16 protein-coding genes and 2 pseudogenes are annotated in these 16,605 nt (G+C 69.2%); 5 read left to right on the forward strand and 13 right to left on the reverse strand.

Going from position 1 to position 16,605, the window contains the following annotated elements:
• Nucleotides 1-29: 29 nt before the first annotated feature.
• The 6 genes from OG552_RS01815 to OG552_RS01840 all read right to left on the reverse strand — a co-directional run bounded on the left by OG552_RS01815 (nucleotide 30) and on the right by OG552_RS01840 (nucleotide 6,030).
• Nucleotides 30-1,145, reverse strand: a complete 1,116-nt coding sequence (locus OG552_RS01815) for an ABC transporter substrate-binding protein (protein ID WP_329128954.1) — start codon at nucleotides 1,143-1,145, stop codon at nucleotides 30-32.
• Nucleotides 1,146-1,284: 139 nt separating this feature from the next.
• The gene (locus tag OG552_RS01820) at nucleotides 1,285-2,139 is read right to left on the reverse strand and encodes an ABC transporter permease (protein ID WP_329128956.1); all 855 of its coding nucleotides are present in this window, start codon (nucleotides 2,137-2,139) and stop codon (nucleotides 1,285-1,287) included.
• Nucleotides 2,140-2,155: 16 nt separating this feature from the next.
• Entirely contained in the window at nucleotides 2,156-2,953 is a 798-nt protein-coding gene (locus OG552_RS01825) for an ABC transporter ATP-binding protein (protein ID WP_329128958.1), read from the reverse strand.
• Nucleotides 2,954-3,146: 193 nt separating this feature from the next.
• Nucleotides 3,147-3,572, reverse strand: a complete 426-nt coding sequence (locus OG552_RS01830; RefSeq protein WP_329128960.1) for a hypothetical protein — start codon at nucleotides 3,570-3,572, stop codon at nucleotides 3,147-3,149.
• Nucleotides 3,573-3,937: 365 nt separating this feature from the next.
• Nucleotides 3,938-4,870: a 2-hydroxyacid dehydrogenase gene (locus tag OG552_RS01835; RefSeq protein ID WP_329128961.1), complete on the reverse strand. Its 933-nt coding sequence runs from the start codon at nucleotides 4,868-4,870 to the stop codon at nucleotides 3,938-3,940.
• Nucleotides 4,867-6,030, reverse strand: coding sequence for an aminotransferase class I/II-fold pyridoxal phosphate-dependent enzyme (locus OG552_RS01840; RefSeq protein ID WP_329128963.1), 1,164 nt, complete (start codon nucleotides 6,028-6,030; stop codon nucleotides 4,867-4,869). The genes OG552_RS01835 and OG552_RS01840 overlap by 4 nt, the downstream gene beginning before the upstream one ends.
• Before the next feature lie 381 nt (nucleotides 6,031-6,411).
• Here OG552_RS01840 and OG552_RS01845 point away from each other — a divergent pair, with 381 nt between their 5' ends.
• Together OG552_RS01845 and OG552_RS01850 are read left to right on the forward strand one after the other, a co-directional pair.
• Nucleotides 6,412-7,332, forward strand: coding sequence for a helix-turn-helix domain-containing protein (locus tag OG552_RS01845; RefSeq protein WP_329128964.1), 921 nt, complete (start codon nucleotides 6,412-6,414; stop codon nucleotides 7,330-7,332).
• A 142-nt stretch (nucleotides 7,333-7,474) separates the two neighbouring features.
• Nucleotides 7,475-7,984, forward strand: coding sequence for an N-acetyltransferase (locus tag OG552_RS01850; RefSeq protein ID WP_329128966.1), 510 nt, complete (start codon nucleotides 7,475-7,477; stop codon nucleotides 7,982-7,984).
• Between the two features lie 354 nt (nucleotides 7,985-8,338).
• Here the strand turns inward: OG552_RS01850 and OG552_RS01855 are convergent, their stop codons facing one another.
• The 3 genes from OG552_RS01855 to OG552_RS01865 all read right to left on the reverse strand — a co-directional run bounded on the left by OG552_RS01855 (nucleotide 8,339) and on the right by OG552_RS01865 (nucleotide 11,687).
• Complete coding sequence (locus OG552_RS01855) at nucleotides 8,339-8,680, reverse strand: hypothetical protein (protein WP_329128968.1); 342 nt, start codon at nucleotides 8,678-8,680, stop codon at nucleotides 8,339-8,341.
• 25 nt (nucleotides 8,681-8,705) lie between these two features.
• Nucleotides 8,706-10,436: an aa3-type cytochrome oxidase subunit I gene (gene ctaD, locus OG552_RS01860; protein ID WP_329128969.1), complete on the reverse strand. Its 1,731-nt coding sequence runs from the start codon at nucleotides 10,434-10,436 to the stop codon at nucleotides 8,706-8,708.
• 195 nt (nucleotides 10,437-10,631) lie between these two features.
• Entirely contained in the window at nucleotides 10,632-11,687 is a 1,056-nt protein-coding gene (locus tag OG552_RS01865; protein WP_329128971.1) for an aldo/keto reductase, read from the reverse strand.
• A gap of 209 nt (nucleotides 11,688-11,896) precedes the next feature.
• Between OG552_RS01865 and OG552_RS01870 the strand changes: the two genes are divergently transcribed.
• A complete protein-coding gene (locus OG552_RS01870; RefSeq protein ID WP_329128973.1) occupies nucleotides 11,897-12,514 on the forward strand; it encodes a TetR/AcrR family transcriptional regulator in 618 nt (205 codons plus the stop codon).
• A 79-nt stretch (nucleotides 12,515-12,593) separates the two neighbouring features.
• On the opposite strand, the gene OG552_RS01875 is transcribed toward OG552_RS01870, so the two are convergent.
• Both OG552_RS01875 and OG552_RS01880 read right to left on the reverse strand, forming a co-directional pair.
• Complete coding sequence (locus OG552_RS01875; protein ID WP_329128975.1) at nucleotides 12,594-13,730, reverse strand: hypothetical protein; 1,137 nt, start codon at nucleotides 13,728-13,730, stop codon at nucleotides 12,594-12,596.
• Nucleotides 13,731-13,979: 249 nt separating this feature from the next.
• Nucleotides 13,980-14,408 carry an ester cyclase gene (locus tag OG552_RS01880; RefSeq protein WP_329128977.1) on the reverse strand — a complete coding sequence of 143 codons (429 nt, stop codon included), beginning with the start codon at nucleotides 14,406-14,408 and terminating at the stop codon, nucleotides 13,980-13,982.
• Nucleotides 14,409-14,515: 107 nt separating this feature from the next.
• On the opposite strand from OG552_RS01880, the gene OG552_RS01885 reads away from it, so the two are divergent.
• A complete protein-coding gene (locus OG552_RS01885; protein ID WP_329128979.1) occupies nucleotides 14,516-15,097 on the forward strand; it encodes a TetR/AcrR family transcriptional regulator in 582 nt (193 codons plus the stop codon).
• A 438-nt stretch (nucleotides 15,098-15,535) separates the two neighbouring features.
• On the opposite strand, the pseudogene OG552_RS36365 reads toward OG552_RS01885, so the two are convergent.
• A pseudogene (locus OG552_RS36365) lies at nucleotides 15,536-15,613 on the reverse strand (hypothetical protein); the annotation flags it as partial.
• Nucleotides 15,614-15,685: 72 nt separating this feature from the next.
• Here OG552_RS36365 and OG552_RS01895 point away from each other — a divergent pair.
• Nucleotides 15,686-15,985: pseudogene (locus OG552_RS01895) on the forward strand (SDR family NAD(P)-dependent oxidoreductase); the annotation flags it as partial.
• Nucleotides 15,986-16,030: 45 nt separating this feature from the next.
• Here OG552_RS01895 and OG552_RS01900 read toward each other — a convergent pair.
• Nucleotides 16,031-16,594, reverse strand: a complete 564-nt coding sequence (locus OG552_RS01900; protein ID WP_329128982.1) for an isochorismatase family cysteine hydrolase — start codon at nucleotides 16,592-16,594, stop codon at nucleotides 16,031-16,033.
• Nucleotides 16,595-16,605 lie beyond the last annotated feature (11 nt).

The raw sequence follows: 16,605 nt of genomic DNA on the forward strand, positions 1-16,605 counted from the left end.
ACCGGCTGCGCCGCCCCGGGCCGGCGCGGCTACGGTGCGGGCCAGACGAGCTTGCCTGCGGCGTAGACACTGCTGATGAACGAGGTGTCGAACCACCCCTTGGCGCGGTCCGCGGTCACGTCGGCCGGCACGATCTTGAACTGGTGCAGCATGTCGACGAGCTTCGCCACGTTGGCGGGGTCGATGCCGCCCAGCGGTTGTCCCGGTGTCGGGTTCTCCTTGACGACCTGCGTCTCGGTCTTCCAGATGGTCGCGTTCAGCGCCTTGTCGTACGTCGGGCCGGACAGCTGCGCCGCGTAGCCGACGCATTCGGTGAGGTGCTGCTCGCTGGACGAGCAGTAGTCGTAGGCGTGCAGTGCCGCGCGCAGGACGTCCTCGACGGCCTGCGGGTGCGCCTTGGCGAACGCCGGGTTCACCGCCATCGCGCCGATGGAGCTGGGGATGCCGTAGTCGACGGGCTTCCACACGGTGACGTCCTTGCCGGCCGCCTTGAGCTGGTTCGGCTCGTTGGAGATGAAGCCGGTGAGCGCTTCGAGGCCGCCCTGCCTGCGGGGCAGTACGGAGGGGTCGTATCCCTCCTTCACCAGTTTGAGCGAGTCCCACGCGACCCCGGCCTTGACGAGCATCGCCTCGACGGCGGCCGGCACGTAGCCTTTGTGGCCGACCACCTTGCCGTCCAGCTGGGTGAGCTTGGTGATGTCCTTGTTCGTCATCAGGATGTCCAGGCCGGCGTTGGAGTACGAGGAGATGCCCTCGATGTCGATGCCGTTCGCCTGGGCCTGGATGACGTCCTGTTCGGCGACGGCGGACACCGTCGCCTGCCCGCTGGCCAGCAGTTTGGTGTTCTGCGCCGTGTCGCCGGTGCCTGGCTTGAGGGTGACGGAGAGGCAGAGGTCGTTGAAGTAGCCGAGCTTGGCGGCGGCGATGTATTCGAGGATCGACACCGACGACTGGTACTGGTAGCCGGACAGATAGGTGATCTTGCCGGCCGCCTTGTTCTCGGCGCAGCGCTTGGCGGAGATCGCGGAACCCTTCGAGCCCGCCGGGGTGCTGTCGCCCGAACCCGAGCCGCATCCCGCGACGGCGGCGGTCAGCGCGACGGCGGCGAGGCCGGCGAACCCGGATCTGATCAGACGGTGCTGCATGGGTGACTCCAAACTGGCGTTGCGCCGGGGGTGGTGCGAATGCGGGCATGGATCACCGGGCGCCCGGCCGTGGTGGCCGTGCGCGATGGCGACGGTTGGGTGTGATCGGTGGTGATGGTGCAGTGGTGGGGTCGGCGGGTCAGTCCTGGGCGCTGTCGTGCCAGTGCAGCGCGCGCCGCTCGACGAGCGTGACGGCGAGCAGGAGCAGTACGCCCATCAGCGCGAGGACGAAGATCGACGCGTACACGACCGGCAGCTGGTTCATGGACGAGGCCACGCTGATCGCCGTGCCGAGGCCGCGGGTCGAGCCGGCCGCCGACATCTCGGCCACCACGGCGCCGATGATCGACAGCGGGAAGACGATGCGCAGCGCGGCGAAGAGGAAGGGCAGCGCGTTGGGGATGCGCAGGTGCCAGAGCAGTTCGATACGGCCGGCGTCCATCGTCCGGTACACCTGCAGCACCTGCTGCGGCACGGACCGCAGGCCGACCGCGGTGTTGATGAGGATCGGGAAGAAGCAGATCAGGCCGGTGATGATCAGCTTGGGCAGCGGGCCGAAGCCGAAGGCCACGACCAGGGCCGGCGCGATCGCCACCAGTGGGGTGACATTGAGGACGACCGCGATCGGCATGACCGCCCTGCGCACGAGCGGGAGTTCGCTGGTCAAGACCGCGAGGAGGAACGCGGCGGCGAACCCCATCGCGAGCCCGGCGGTCGCCTCGCCCAGGGTGACCAGGGCGTTGTCGACGTAGTAGCCGAGGTTCGAGGTGAGCGACCTGCCGATGTCCGGCAGTGACGGCAGCAGGTACGGCAGTTTCCTGGCGCCGTACTGCCACAGGACGGCGAGAACCGCCAGCATCACCACGAGCGGCAGCCACATGGAGGGGCGGATCCAGGCCAGCCGGGACTTCGGATGGCTGAGGCTGAAGCGCGACGGTTCGGCCGGCTGTTCCGCCACGGACGCGGCGGTGGTGCGTTCCTCGGCTACGGTCATGTCGTTGAACCCCCACTCACGCGGCGTCGCTGTGCCAGGCGCGGCGCAGCCGGTCTCTGATCAGGTCCTCGTACTCGTGGAAGCGGCGCTCCCCGAAGAGGCGTTCACCGCGCGGCCGGGGCAGGTCGACCTCGATGGTCTCCACGATCCGGCCGGGATTCGGGGCCATGACGACCACGGTGTCGGAGAGCCGGACGGCCTCGGACACCGAGTGGGTGACGAACAGGACCGTCGTCTTCAGCTCGTCCCACAGATCGAGCAGTTGGTCCTGGAGGCTTTCGCGGGTGAACTCGTCCAGCGCGGAGAAGGGTTCGTCCATGACGAGCACATCGGGCCGCAGGCCGAAGGCGCGCACGATCGCGACGCGCTGCCGCATGCCGCCGGAGAGCTGGGCAGGCAGCTTGTGCAGGGCCTCGCCGAGACCTGCTTTGACCAGGAGTTCCCGCATGTCGGGGGCGGCCGGCGCGGTCTCGCGTTCGGTGAAGCCGGCAATGCGCTCGCGGCGTTTGGCGGCGCCTGGGTTGATCTTCTGCGGCAGTGTGACGTTCCGGAGCACGGACATCCACGGCAGCAGGGCCGGGCTCTGCGGCACCAGACCGATCAGCTTGGCGGCGCACGCCTTGTCGGGTGTGACACCGTGCACGCGGACGTCGCCGCGGTCGGGTTGTTCGAGGCCTGCGACGAGGCGCAGCAGCGTGGACTTGCCGCAGCCGCTGGGCCCGATGAGGCTGACGAAGCGGCCGGGCGGCACCGTCAGGAAGACGTTGTCGAGGGCGACCGTCGCGGCCGGCCCGAAGCCGTAGGCCTGGCGCACGGACCGCAATTCCAGTGCAGGCGTTGCTGGCACCTTCACGCTCCCATCCATGTCGCGGGCGCATGGGCCCGATCCTGGAAGTCGGAGAGCGTGCGTAGCGAGTTCGGCTGACTGCCACGCGGAAATCCGCTTAGGTTCTCCGACCGTAGCCACTGTGTGTTTCGGCCGTGCGCTGCCGCCGATGTCGCCCCTTTTACGCGGGGCGCCGCAGCGTTACGACCGTGTTGCCGTCGAAAACGTAGATCTCGATGCCGAGTTCGGCGGCGGCGCGGGCCACCCAGCCGCCGAGCGCCTGGACGATCAGTTCGGTGACGACGAGCACGGTGCGCTCGGCGGTGGGCACCGAGTCCCGCAGCCACAGCAGCTTGAACATGTCGGCCATGACCTTGTTGCGGTAGGCGGGTTTGTAGGCGCCCTGGTTGCTGACGAGTTGCACGAGCAGACAGCCCCTGGCGTCGATGCCCTCGACCTCGACGCGGCTGCCGTCCGGCAGCATGAGCGGCTTCGGACGCAGCGGCACGCCGAGCGCGTCGCCGAGAGCGGTGAGCATACGGCGTTCGATGGAGCCTTCGGCGAATCGGCTCCACTCGGTGGGGGCGTCAAGGACCGTCAGGTGCATCCTTCGGAGTCTAGGAAGCGCCGGTTTCCCGGGTGTTTCACGAGAGTGAGCGTGCGGACTCCAGCTTCACGCGTCCGCGTGCCCGCGCAGCCGCGAGCGGCTGCCTGTCCGATGTGTCTCGGAGCTGTCGTGGTGGCGCGGGTCGGCCGACTCCACTTCGGCGCGTCCGACCCGACGTGGCACGGCATCGAGGCGTTGCCCCGGCTGAACGACGAGGTGCGGCGCCGTTGGCCCGAGGTCACCGGCCCTCTCACCGGACCGGTCGGCGCATGGCTCACGGTGCTCCCCCTGCGATCTTCCGGAGGACTACCAGGGGGCAGGGTGGGCCGGCCGTCCCGGAAAGCCGACTGCCGGGGCAGTACGGATCAGGCGGGGCCGGTCAGCACGTTGGCCGGCTGGCCGGCGAGGTACGAGGCCAGGTTGTGGTGGATCTCGGCGAGGTTCGCGGTGCGTGCGGTGTCCGTGTACCAGGCGATGCCGGGGCTGAGCACAACGTTGCCGCTCCCGCGCAGCTGCTCCGCGCCTTCCTCCGTGAGATCGTCGAGTGCGGCTCCTGCGAGGCGGCCGTCGGTGAGCATGCCGGCCAGCGCCTGCTGGTCGACAAGGGCGCCCCGGCAGGTGTTCACCAGTACCGCCGTCGGCCGGAGCGCGGCCAGACGTTCCGCATCGAGGATCTGCCGGGTGGCGGCATTGAGCGGCAGGTGCAGGGAGAGTACGTCGCTGCGCCTCAGCAGCTCGTCGAGGGGGACGAGGGTGATGCCGGGCGCGGGGGCGCCGGTGCGGTTGGTGCCGATGACGTGCATGCCGAAGCCGCTGGCGATCCTGGCGACGGCGGTGGCGATCCGGCCGGTCCCCAGCAGCCCCAGCGTCGCGCCGCCGAGCTGCCTGCCGAGAAACGGCCGGTAGAGATGGCCTGCGCCCCGCCGTACCGCGAGGTCGGCGGCCGGCAGCCGGCGGCTCACCGCCAGCAGCAGTGCGAACGTGTGCTCGGCCACCGCCTGGCACGAGTAGTCGGGACAGTGGGCCACCGTGATCCCGCGGGCCTGCGCGGCCGGCAGATCCACGGTGTCGAAACCGCTGGTCACCAAGGTGAGGTAGCGCAGCCTGCTGACCTCGGCCAGCAGGGCGGAGTCGAGGTGGGTCCACTCCACGATCGCGGCATCGGCGCTGCTCAGCCTGGCCGCGGCCGTCGCGGGATCGGGCCGGTCGTCGTAGACCTCGAAGTCGCCCAGTTCGGCGAACCGCAGCCGCCAGGCGCCGGGCAGGTACGTCGGCTCGTCGAGATAGATGATCCTCATGCCGCACCGGTCCACCGCTCGGGCGGCCGTTGGCCGCCCAGTGCGGCCCGCACCCGGGCGCAGGCGGCGGCGAACACCTCCGGGTCGCGGGCGAGTGCGAACCGGACGAAGCGGGAGCCGGCCGCCGGATCGTCCCAGTGGAAGTGGTCGCCCGGCAGGATCCCGACGTCCGCGCCGCCCAGCAGATCAACCACCTCCAACGCGCTGAGCCCAGGGGACTCGATCCGCGCCCACTCGACGCTGATCGTCCGGCCAGGTTCGGCCGGGCTCAGCACGGTGCCCTCCAGTGCCTGCCGCAGGACCGCGCGGTTGTTCCGGACCAGCCGGCGCACCGTCGCCTCCAGACCGCGCCGCCCGGAGTCCTCCAGGTACCGGGTCAGCAGACGCAGCACGAACGGGCTGACGTTGAGCAGCAGGTCGTTGTGCAGCTCGTAAACAGACCCGTACAGATCCTCGCTGGTGGCCAGGACGCTGCACTTCATGTCGAGGGTCGGCCACGTCTTCCCGGTGTCCTCGACACAGAGGTAGGAGGCTCCGGAGCGCTCCAGCACCGCGTACTGGTCCCATCGCTCGTAGCGGCCGAAGAAGCGGAACGTCCAGTCGAGAACGAGAAGGGTGCCGGACGCGGCGCACCCCTCGGCGAGCCGGGCGAATTCCGGCTCGCCCAGTTCGAATCCGGTGGGGTTGTTGGGCAGCGTCAGGAACAGCGCTCCCTGTCCGCCTGAGGCGAGCAGACGCTCCAGCCCGGGGCCGGTGAGTTCCGCCTCCGTGACCGGCTGGAGCATCACGCCGCGCCGGCGCAGTATGCCCGGCAGGTTGTCGAAGCAGGGCCGCAGCAGGCCGACCGGTATCCCCCGGGTGCTGAGGAAGGCCGCGATGAGGTCGATGGACGTGGACGCCGAGTGGCACAGCAGCGTGTGCGGCCGGTCAGCCGCGGACAGCTGACCGGCGAGTCGGTAGAAATGCCGCTGGAATTCCCTTTCGGCATCCCGTTGCGGAAGCGCCGCGCTTTCCGCGAAGAGAATGGGCAACTGCCGGATGATCCGCTGCTGCGCGGGATCCTGGAACTGGTGGGCATGACCGTCCGCCAGATTGAACTCACGGTCGATTCCCAGATGTTCGTACTGTGTCAGATTCGGAAGTCTGACCGATGCTCTCATCTCGCTCTTCCTCCGCTGGACGTGGCCGTGGTGCTGTCCGGATTTCCGGCTGGTCGTTCTCGCTGCCGCGCAGCCGCAGAATGATGTCGTGTACGAGGATCGCGGCGGTGAGGTACTGCCAGAGTTCCGGCTGCACCAGCAGAGGAAGTGCCATGATCAGCGCGGCGACGGATACGGCCACCCGGCGACGCAGCCGTGGTGATCGCGGTAATCGGCCCCTGACACGGATCATGACTGCCTCCCAGCCCCTCACTGGCTTCACCGTACGGTCGGACCTGATGGGGTATCAACGCCCTTCTTTACTGGGGAGGCAGCGGCCGATAGCCTGAATAAACCGGTGGCTCACCGACGGCGGAATGAACCTGTGTTGAGGTACTGACCATGGCCCTGGAACCGCGACGGGTTGCGTTCGAGGCATCTCTGCGCGCCCTGCTGGACAGCCCGGGACTAGCTGGGAACAGGAAAAAACTGGCCCGTGCGCTCGGCGTCAACGAGGCGACGATCTCGCACTACTTGCACGGCCGGATCAGACCCAGCTTCGACACCCTCGTCGGTATCTCCGACTTCTTCAACGTCAGCCTGGACTACCTCGTGTTCGGCGAGCGGCCGCGCCCGCAGACCCCCGACGACCCCGTCGGCGTACGGGCTCAGATCCGGCGCGCCATCGTCGAGTCCAGCGACCTCGGCGGGCGGCACCTGGACATGTTCACCCGGATCAGCCGTCGCCTGGAAGCCAAGATCAGCGATGTCGCCCGCGACCTGGCCGAGGAGAGCGAGGGCTGGGGGCCGGTGGGCTTCGTCACCGACGCCGAGGCGATCGGACTGGAGGCGTGCATCACCCGGATGCGCATCATGACACGCCTGTTCCAGTCGGACACCCAGGGCGACGAACCGGGCGCCTTCTTCGAGGTGGTCTCCACCAATCTGCGCTCCGGCCGTCCGTACCAGTACCTGCTCTACGGCGAGCGCGAGGCGTGGACCGCGGCCGTCGAATCGTTCCGGGAGCTGGTGGTCCGCAGCGGCGTTCCGGTGGAACTCTCCCGTGAGCTCCTGCAATTCCGCTCCCTGAACAGGGAACTCATCAGCTCGGTCTGCATCCTGGATCTCGATGTGCCGCTGATCAAGCGCCAGGAACCGATCCTGTGGGAGCGGCATCAGGACAACATCTCGGCAGAAGGGGTCTGGGCATATCTGTCCATCGAACGCCCCGACGCCCAGGGCGGAGTGACGATCGAGCCGCTCTACCTGGACTCGACACTGCGTCAGTTCCATCGTGATTGGGTGAGTGCGAAACCGATGTGAACCCGATACCGTCGGGCTGGAGTCCCGAGCACCCGTTGGTATGCTGGCGGAGAAATCGGGCGTCAGGGTCCACAACGGCCACGCGGTGCAGAGTCGGTGGTCCTGGCGTTCCGCCGGAATCTTCGGGAATGGGTGACAACGGATGAACCAGTCGGCGGACATGCCCTCCGGGAACGGTATGCCGGTGGGCGGCACCTTCGTGCCGGCCGACTTCGAAGTGCCCGACGGATTCATCAAGGGGAAGTTCCGCCTGGTCCCCCTCGGCCCCGAACACAACGAACGCGACTACCGGGCCTGGACCACAAGCATGGAACACATCCGGCGTACCCCCGGTTTCGAGAAGTACAGCTGGCCGACTTCCATGACCATCGACGAGAACATGGGTGATCTCGTCCAGCACGCCGCCGACTTCCGCACGCGCGCGGGATTCACGTACTCCGTGATGAGCGAGGACGACGACGTGATCGGCTGTGTGTACATCTACCCTGCCGGCCGGCCCGGGCACGCTGTCGTCCGCTCCTGGGTGCGCAAGGACTACGCCCATCTGGATGCTCCGCTCTACCACGTCATCGACACCTGGCTGCGGCGTACCTGGCCTTTCGCCGGATTCAGCTACGCACCTCGCTCGAAGCAGTACGAGTTCGCCAACTGACCAGATCGTCGCCGCCGGTCGAAGTCGAGGTGCCCGCGCGCCGCTTCGAGGATCTTCTCCGGTTCCCGGACATCGGCGTGGACGTAGGAGATGCGTTCTCCCTCGTCGGTGGCCGTCAATCCCTCGTAGTGCGTGCGGACCTCCGCTTCGATGCCGGCGAACTGGTCGATATCGGTCGTTGCCAGGTACGTGGCGATTCCGGTTGGGCCGGGCCGCCGGGTCGAAGCGACGGTTGCTACGGGGGTCGCTGACGGGACCGCATTCGACCGGCCGTGGCGAGCCGGCAGGGGAGATCCCGCCCGACCAGCGACCGCGGGACGTTCGGCATGTCGTGCGGGCGCGCGCGGGGCGGTGTCACCGGGTGAGGAAGACCGTGGCGCCGAGCGCGCTGAGCGCCAGGCCGACGCCGGCCACCGCGGTTCCTACGCAGCGCCTTCTGAGGTGCCGGTAGCGTTCGCCGTACTCCTCGCGGAGTTCCGCCGCCCGATCGCCGATCCGGTGCAGCGTCGCACGTGAGAGGGCCAGCCGGTCGGCGAGGTAGACCCGCTCGACCTCCTCGCGCTGCGCGGTGGTGAGCCACGGCAGATGCGCGGTGAAGCGGGCCGCCTGCCGGCGCCCTTCCTCGACCTCCGCGCTCCACAGCAGATAGCTCTCGATCTGATCGAGCCCACGGTCGTCGTTCCCATCTGTGCGCACGAGTCACCCCGGTTCGCTGCGGCCGCTACTTGTGTTTGTCCCCCGGCGCCACGGTGACCGACTTGTCAGGGCGGTTGGTGCGCTCTTCGAGCGCCGAGACACCGGGGTGGTGCAGGTCGAACGCCGGGGATTCGGAGCGGATCCGCGGCAGGGTGAGGAAGTTGTGCCGCGGCGGCGGGCAGGAGGTCGCCCACTCCAGCGAACGGCCGTAACCCCACGGGTCGTCGACCTCGACCTTCTTGCCGTACTTCGCCGTCTTCCACACGTTGTAGAGGAACGGCAGCATGGACAGGCCGAGCAGGAACGAGCTGATCGTCGAGACGGTGTTCAGCGTGGTGAACCCGTCAGCGGCCAGATAGTCCGCGTACCGGCGGGGCATGCCCTCCGCGCCCAGCCAGTGCTGGACCAGGAAGGTGCCGTGGAAGCCGAAGAAGAGCGTCCAGAAGGTGATCTTGCCGAGCCGCTCGTCCAGCAGTTTCCCGGTCATCTTCGGCCACCAGAAGTGGAAGCCGGCGAACATCGTGAAGACCACAGTGCCGAAGACCACGTAGTGGAAGTGCGCCACCACGAAGTACGAGTCGGAGACGTGGAAGTCCAGCGGCGGCGCGGCCAGGATGACACCGGTCAGACCACCGAAGAGGAACGTGACGAGGAAGCCGAGTGTCCACAGCATCGGCGTCTCGAACGACAGCGATCCCCGCCACATCGTGCCGATCCAGTTGAAGAACTTCACCCCGGTGGGCACCGCGATCAAAAAGGTCATGAAGGAGAAGAACGGCAGCAGCACCGCGCCCGTGACGAACATGTGGTGCGCCCACACGGTCACCGACAGACCGGCGATGGAGATCGTCGCCGCGACCAGCCCGACATAGCCGAAGATCGGCTTACGCGCGAAGACCGGGATCACTTCGGAGGCGATCCCGAAGAACGGCAGCGCGATGATGTACACCTCCGGATGGCCGAAGAACCAGAAGAGGTGCTGCCACAACAGCGGTCCCCCGTTCGCGGCTTCGAAGATGTGCGCGCCGAACTTCCGGTCGGCCTCCAGGCAGAGCAGGGAAGCCGCCAGGACGGGAAAGGCGAAGAGCACCAGGACCGAGGTGAGCAGCACGTTCCAGGTGAAGATCGGCATCCGGAACATCGTCATGCCGGGGGCGCGCATGCAGATGATCGTGGTGATGAAGTTGACCGCGCCGAGGATGGTGCCGAAGCCGGAGAACGCCAGGCCCATGATCCACAGGTCGCTGCCGACACCGGGCGAGCGTACGGCGTCGGAGAGCGGGGAGTAGGCGGTCCAGCCGAAGTCGGCGGCGCCCTGCGGAGTCAGGAAGCCGCCGACCGCGATCAGCGAGCCGAACAGGTAGAGCCAGTAGGCCAGCATGTTCAGCCGCGGGAAGGCGACATCGGGCGCGCCGATCTGCAGTGGCATGATCCAGTTGGTGAAGCCGGCGAAGAGCGGGGTCGCGAACATCAGCAGCATCACGGTGCCGTGCATCGTGAACGCCTGGTTGTACTGCTCGTTCGACAGGACTTGGCTGCCCGGCCTGGCGAGTTCGGCGCGCATCAGCAGCGCCATGATGCCGCCGAGCAGAAAGAACACGAAGGACGTGCAGAGATAGAGCGAGCCAATGATCTTGTGATCCGTTGAACTCGCCCAGCTCACAAAGATGCTGCCCGGGCGCCTGCGTTCGGCCGGCAGCGCGTCCTCGTACGAGTCGTCGAGTTCGACCGCACCCGCGGTACCGCCACTTGTCACGACAACACTCCTTCGGTCGGCGCCCCATTGGCCTTGGAAGCAGAATGTCGTCGCGGCTCCGGCTGATACGTCGGCCCCGCCGACGCGTCAGCCGATCGGAGCAATTGGCGCCCGCACATGAGCCGCCGGACGCGAAGAAAGGGCGTCGCTCGCGGCGCGTTCACGGTTTACGCGCGCCGCCTTGGCACCCTGTGCTCAGATCACGGGTACGGGGTGGTGTTCGATACGCCGGGGGTCGCCGCCGAGGCTCGCTGCCAGACCCGCCGCGCTCGTGTCGTGGGGTGTGCCGAGGACGACGGCGCTCGCCCGTTCCAGCCGGTCGTACTGCTCATCGGTGAGAGGGACTTCGAGTGCGCCGAGGTACTCGCCGAGTTGGGCGGTGGTGCGCGGCCCGATGACCGGGACGAGGGCGGTGGCGGCGCGCGCGGCGCGGCGACGCAGCCATGCCATCGACACCTGGCCGGCACCGGCCCCGGTCTCCTCGGCGACGGCAAGGACGGCGTCGACGACCGCGGTCTTGCGTTCGCCGTCCTCGGTGTGGACCCCGCCGCCCCACCTGCTGAGACGCCCCTCGTCGCCGTGGCGGTACTTGCCGGTCAGCAGGCCGCCGGCCAGTGGTGCGTAGAGCGCGGCGCCGAGACCGAACGCCTCGGCCATGGGCAGCAGTTCGCGCTCCGCGGTGCGGTCGGCGAGGCTGTACTCGGTCTGCACGCCGATGACCGACGCCCGCCCGCGCAGATCGGCCACGGTCGCGGCGGTCGCCACCCGCCAGGCGGGGAAGTTGGACAGACCCCCGTAATGGATCTTTCCGGCCCTGACCAGGTCGTCGAAGGCCGCGACGATCTCGTCCACGGGGGTGAGCGTGTCGGGCAGATGCGCCCAGTACACGTCGACGTAGTCGGTCCGCAGCCGCTTCAGGCTCGCCTCCAGCGAGCGGACCATCACCTTGCGGCTGTTCCCGGTCTCGCCGATGCGGGTGTGGTCGCCGCTCCCCCGGGTGTATTTGGTCGCCACGACGAAGTGGTCCCGGTCGGCGCCCAGCAACTCCCCGAGCACCGTCTCGGCTTCCCCGCGCTGGTAATGGTCGGCGCTGTCGACGAAGGTGCCGCCCGCTTCCGCGAAGGTGTCGAAGATCGCCCTGGCTTCCGTACGGTCCGCGCCGGCGCCGGGCGTGGTGGAGAAGTTGGCGGTGCCCAGCGCGTACTCGGACACGCGCAGGCCGGTACGCCGGCCGAACGTCATGTGCTGCATCGTCTCGGTCCTCAGGAGGGTGTCGGGGGCGGCAGAAGCAGGGTGCGAGCGGCGTCGTGGGGTGCGGTGACACCGGCCGGGCTCTTCCGCCGGAAACCGGAATATAATTCCGCCAAGCATAGCGGAATCTGATTCCGGTAAGCTTCGAGGAGGGACGAGGGAGCGCAGCGCCGGTGGACCGACCGGCATCCGGCAGGAGGAACAAGCCATTGGACAGCCATTCCGCGCACGGTGGCCCGCCACCACGGACGGCGGCCGGCAAGCCGCTGCGCGCGCACGCCCTGCGCAACCGCGATGCCCTGCTGGCAGCGGCGCGGGAGGCGTTCGACGCCGGGCGGCCGGACATCCGCATCGAGGAGATCGCCCGCCGCGCGGGGGTCGGGGTGGGCACGCTCTACCGCCACTTCGAGACCCGCGAGGCCATCGTCGAGGCCGTCTACCGGCAGCGGGTGGAGGACCTGTGCGCGGCGGCACCACGGCTGCTGGAGACCGTCACCCCTTACGAGGCGCTGCGGGAGTTCCTGGGGCAGCTCATCGCCCACTCGGCGGCCAGCCAGGGAATGGCCGTCGCCCTGCAGAACGTCATGAACACCGGCTCACCGGTCTTCGCCAGGGGCCGGGCGGCCATGACCGAGGCCATCGCCTTGATCATGGCCGCCGCGGTCGAGGCCGGCGCCCTCCGCGCCGACGTCGCCCCGGCAACGGTCTTCCGGGCGATGGGCGGCATCTGCACGTCGCACGACCAGCCCGACTGGGAAGAAGGCGCGCACGCGGTGGTCCGGCTGCTCCTCGACGGACTGCGGCCCGGCGCGGCCGGCGCGCCCTGAGCGCCCTGAGCGCCCCGAGCACCCCGAGCACTCGCGCCCCGTACCGGATCCGCCGGGCCGGCCGGTGGGAGCGGGAAGGTCAGCGGGGCGAGCGTTGGATCAGTTCGTACGTGGCCGAGGTGGCCTCGCCGACAAGGAGTTCGTAGCTGCCCACGGACCAGAACCGGCCGGTGCGGCCGATGGGTGCCAGATCCTGGACGGTGTAGGACTGCGTCACGCCGCCGGGGACGGTGTCTCCCACGGCCGACGTCCAGACTCCGCCGCGGTGGCGCCAGTAGACCGCGGGGCCCTCGAAGCCGGCCGGGTCGCCCGAGACCCAGACCGTACCCCTGCCGTCGCCGCTGATCTCGCCGGAGACCAGGCCGGTCAGGGGGCCGGTGACGTCCTTCCAGGTGCGGCCGTTCCAGTGCAGGACGCGGGTCTGCGGCGGGTTGTCCTCGTCGGCCTGGGTGACCGCGGCGGCCCAGACGCTGCGGGCCGATTCGCGGTAGACGTCGGACAGGATGAGCTTGCTCCCGGCGGGAGAGACGTCCTTCCATGCGTGGCCGTTCCAGTGCAGGGCCACCGACCGGCCTCCCGGCACGTCGCCGGACTCTCCCACCGCCCAGGCGTCGGTGGCGCTGTGCGCCTCGATCGAGGTGATGAAGACGCCGCTTCCCAGGGCCGTGCGCTGCCAGGTGCCACCGGAGTACGTGGCGATGCTGGTGTCGTTCACCACCCACAGCCGGCCGGGCACCGCGGCGATCTTGGCGAATCCGTAGATCTGCTCGGGCGGCAGCTCCGGGAGGGCGACGGCCGTCCAGCTTCTGCCGTCGTAGTGGGCCAGCGTCTCGCGGGTCTGACTCCAGCCGTAGGCCCATACGTCGTGCGCCGACGCCGCGGTGACGGCGTGCCAGACACCGGTCGCCGGCACCCCCGGGGTGGGCTGCCGCCGCCACGCGGTGCCGTCCCAGTGCAGGATGACGCCGCTGGTGACCCCGCCCACGGTCTGGTTCCCGACCGCCCATGCGGCGTCCGCACCGGCCGTCGCCACCTCGAACAGGAAGGCGGAGCTGGACAGTTTCCCCGCCTGGACGGTGTGCCACGCGGGGCCGGCGGCCGGAACCGCCTGGTGGCGGGCCGTGGCGGCTCCCGGTGCCGCGACCGCGGCCGGACCGGCGGTCGCGGAGGTCGCGGTGGTCGCGGTGGTCGCGGTGATCACCGCGGTCGCGGTCATGACTGCCGCGACGCATAACGTGGAGAGGTAGGTGCCGGATCTCATCGTGGGTCCCCCTTCTTGACGGGCGGGGCGACGCGATCCCGCGCTCCGCCCGCGGCTGGTCCTGCCCGTTGGACCCGCCGCCGGGCGGAACGGTTGTGCGGGCGACGGTGACGGAGCGCTGGACGGGCGCGCAGAAGACATCGGTGCCGTAGACGACTCCCGTGCTCATGATCGCCAGGAGCGCCGCGAGGTGCGCGAGCAGTGTCATGCCCGGGCCTCGGGACCGCCGAGCGGCGGCAGGGCGCCGACCTGCTGGAAGACCTGCATCAGGTTCAGCTCGTCCCAGTGCTCGACGAACATGCCGTCCTTGACGCGCCAGATGTCGATGCTGCGCATCTCGACGGACGCGCCGCTGGCGGGAATGCCCAGGAGGTCCCCGGTGTGGGTGCCGCGGTACGTGAAGCGGCCCACGACGCGGTCACCGGAGACGATCAGGTCTTCCATCGTGACGCTCACGTCGGGCAGGCCGGTGTAGAACGCGGTCCAGAACTGGCGGTTGGCCTCGCGTCCGTCGCTGACGAAGTCGTTGTGGTTGATGTAGGCCTCAGCGACGAAGCGGTCCACCAGGTCCGGGTTGTGGGTGTTGCCCATCTCGACGAAGAGGTCGGCGAGGCGGCGTTCGGGGGTGGTCATGTCGGTGTCCTTACGGTGGTTAGCGTTGCTAGCACTAGCAACGCTAACCCTTAGCCATGCTTCCGTCAATAGCGACGCTAGCCGTTCTAGCGGTGATACTGTCAGGTATGGCTATCGAGGACCGCCGGCAACGCGAGCGCACCGCCCGTCGCCGGCTCATCACGGCGACGGCGCGCACCCTGGCAGAGAGCGAAGGCTGGGACGCGGTCACCACGCGCAGGCTGTCCGCCGCGATCGAGTACAGCCAGCCGGTGCTCTACAAGCACTTCGGGTCGATGGAGGACATCGTCGAAGCCGTCGCGGTGGAGGGCTTCGGCGAACTCGCCGAGACGCTGCGCGCGGCTCGTCTCGGGAGTGCCACGCCCGCCGACGAGCTCGGCCGGGTCGCTGCCGCCTTCAGCGGCTTCGCCGCCGAGAACCCCGCGCTCTACGACGCGATGTTCACACGGCCCACGCACCTGCGCTTCGGCGCGGAGGACACCCCGGCGCCGCTGGCCCAGGCATTCGGCGAACTGCGCGAGGCAGTCGCCACCATTCCGGCCGCACGCGACATCGACACCCTCACCGAGGTCCTCTGGGCGGCGCTGCACGGACTGGTCATGCTCGGCCGCGACGACCGGCTGCGCCCCGGGCACAACGCCGACCGCATCAAGGTCCTGCTCGCCCAGTTCCGCACCGCGGAGTCCTGAAGTGGCCGCGTCACCCCGAGGTGACCCCGAAGCGACAGGCGGCGGCGCTCACACCGTCCGGGCCTCCGGAAACGCCGCAAGCCTTCGTACCGGAGCCGCACCTGAGGGCTCAGCCCCGGCGAACATCCATGGTCACCGCGCTAGTTGCCGCCCGTGAGCCGGGTGCGGGCGGACGCGCGGAAGGCCGCGACCAGGGGGTTGGGGTCACTGGCGCGGGTGACCAGCACCACCTGGCAGGGGTCGATCCCCTCGATGGGAAGGGTGGCCAGGTCCGCGCGCAGGGTGCTGCGCCGGTCGCCGGCCGGCAGGATGGCGATGGCGTGGCCTCCCGCGACGAGTTCGAGCTTGTCCTCGAAGCTGTCGTCGACGCCGGGACCGGCGGGTGCCGGCCGGCCGTCCTGGCCGGGTCCGAGAGGCCGTGACCAGATCGCCGCCGTGCTGGTGCAGGCGACGAGTTCCTCGTCTGAGTGACGGTTGGGCCAGGTGCAGCGCGATGGCGGCCCGGCCGAAGTTCAGGTGCTCCGCCACGACCGTGAAGTACCGGACCAGCCGCAGATCGAGATCCGAGCCGGGAGCGAGTCCCGCGGCGCCTACTCCGCCAGCAAGGCCGCGCTGCGCTCCATGACACGGAGTCTCGCCCGCGAACTCCTGCCGCGGGGGATTCGCGTCAACGCGATCAGCCCCGGTCCCATCGACACCGGAATTCTGGAGAAGTCGATGCCGAAGGAGGCCGCCGAGCAGACCAGGGCGCAGATGGCCGCGGAGAACCCCATGCTGCGATTCGGGGACTCCGCCGAGATCGCCAAGGCGGTGGCGTTCCTGGCGTTCGACGCCACCTTCACCACAGGTGCGGAGTTCCCCGTCGACGGAGGCGGCTCCCAGCTCTGAGTCCGGTTCACGGGCGGCCGGCGGCGGGGGCCGCGGTCGCGGCGGTCACCTCCGGTCGGACAGGGTGTCCAGCACGTCCTGGGTGGTGCCCGTCTCGGCGATGCGCGGGAAGATATGGGCCACGCTGTGCTCGTGCCGGGCGAGTTCCGTGTCGGTCATGGCGTCGACGGGCAGCGTCACATGGAAGCCCAGTTCATGGGCGTCACGGGCGGTCGACTCCACCCCGCTGCTGGTGGCGATGCCGGTGATGACCACCTGGGTGACACCAAGGGCGTGGAGCCGGTCCGCCAGGCCGGTCCTGGCGAAGGCGCTGCGCGCGTGCTTGGTGACGAGGAGGTCGTCGGGCTGCCGGTCCAGTTCCGGGATGAGGTCGGTCCAGCCGTCGGGGAAGGAGCGGCCCGCACCGGGTCCGGCGTCGGTGCGGCCGGCCGGCGCTCCCGCGACATTGACGAGCACGACCGGAAGGCCGAGTCCGCGGAACGTCTTCAGGAGAGCCGCCGAGCGGTCGACGATGCCGGCGACCGGGTGTGCGAGAGGTATCTCGACGATGCCCTTCTGGAGGTCGACGACGATCAGGGCGGTCTTCGGGTCAAGGGTGGTCAGGGGCATGCCGGATCCTT

Origin of the sequence: Streptomyces sp. NBC_01476 (assembly GCF_036227265.1) — a bacterium.
GTDB lineage: Bacteria > Actinomycetota > Actinomycetes > Streptomycetales > Streptomycetaceae > Actinacidiphila.

Bases quoted from the DNA above. Each gene is read 5' to 3' on its own strand.
- OG552_RS01815 (WP_329128954.1), bottom strand. From the start codon at position 1,145: ATGCAGCACCGTCTGATCAGATCCGGGTTCGCCGGCCTCGCCGCCGTC.
- OG552_RS01820 (WP_329128956.1), bottom strand. From the start codon at position 2,139: ATGACCGTAGCCGAGGAACGCACCACCGCCGCGTCCGTGGCGGAACAG.
- OG552_RS01830 (WP_329128960.1), bottom strand. From the start codon at position 3,572: ATGCACCTGACGGTCCTTGACGCCCCCACCGAGTGGAGCCGATTCGCC.
- OG552_RS01835 (WP_329128961.1), bottom strand. From the start codon at position 4,870: ATGAGGATCATCTATCTCGACGAGCCGACGTACCTGCCCGGCGCCTGG.
- OG552_RS01840 (WP_329128963.1), bottom strand. From the start codon at position 6,030: ATGAGAGCATCGGTCAGACTTCCGAATCTGACACAGTACGAACATCTG.
- OG552_RS01845 (WP_329128964.1), top strand. From the start codon at position 6,412: ATGGCCCTGGAACCGCGACGGGTTGCGTTCGAGGCATCTCTGCGCGCC.
- OG552_RS01850 (WP_329128966.1), top strand. From the start codon at position 7,475: ATGAACCAGTCGGCGGACATGCCCTCCGGGAACGGTATGCCGGTGGGC.
- OG552_RS01865 (WP_329128971.1), bottom strand. From the start codon at position 11,687: ATGCAGCACATGACGTTCGGCCGGCGTACCGGCCTGCGCGTGTCCGAG.
- OG552_RS01875 (WP_329128975.1), bottom strand. From the start codon at position 13,730: ATGACCGCGACCGCGGTGATCACCGCGACCACCGCGACCACCGCGACC.
- OG552_RS01880 (WP_329128977.1), bottom strand. From the start codon at position 14,408: ATGACCACCCCCGAACGCCGCCTCGCCGACCTCTTCGTCGAGATGGGC.
- OG552_RS01885 (WP_329128979.1), top strand. From the start codon at position 14,516: ATGGCTATCGAGGACCGCCGGCAACGCGAGCGCACCGCCCGTCGCCGG.
- OG552_RS01900 (WP_329128982.1), bottom strand. From the start codon at position 16,594: ATGCCCCTGACCACCCTTGACCCGAAGACCGCCCTGATCGTCGTCGAC.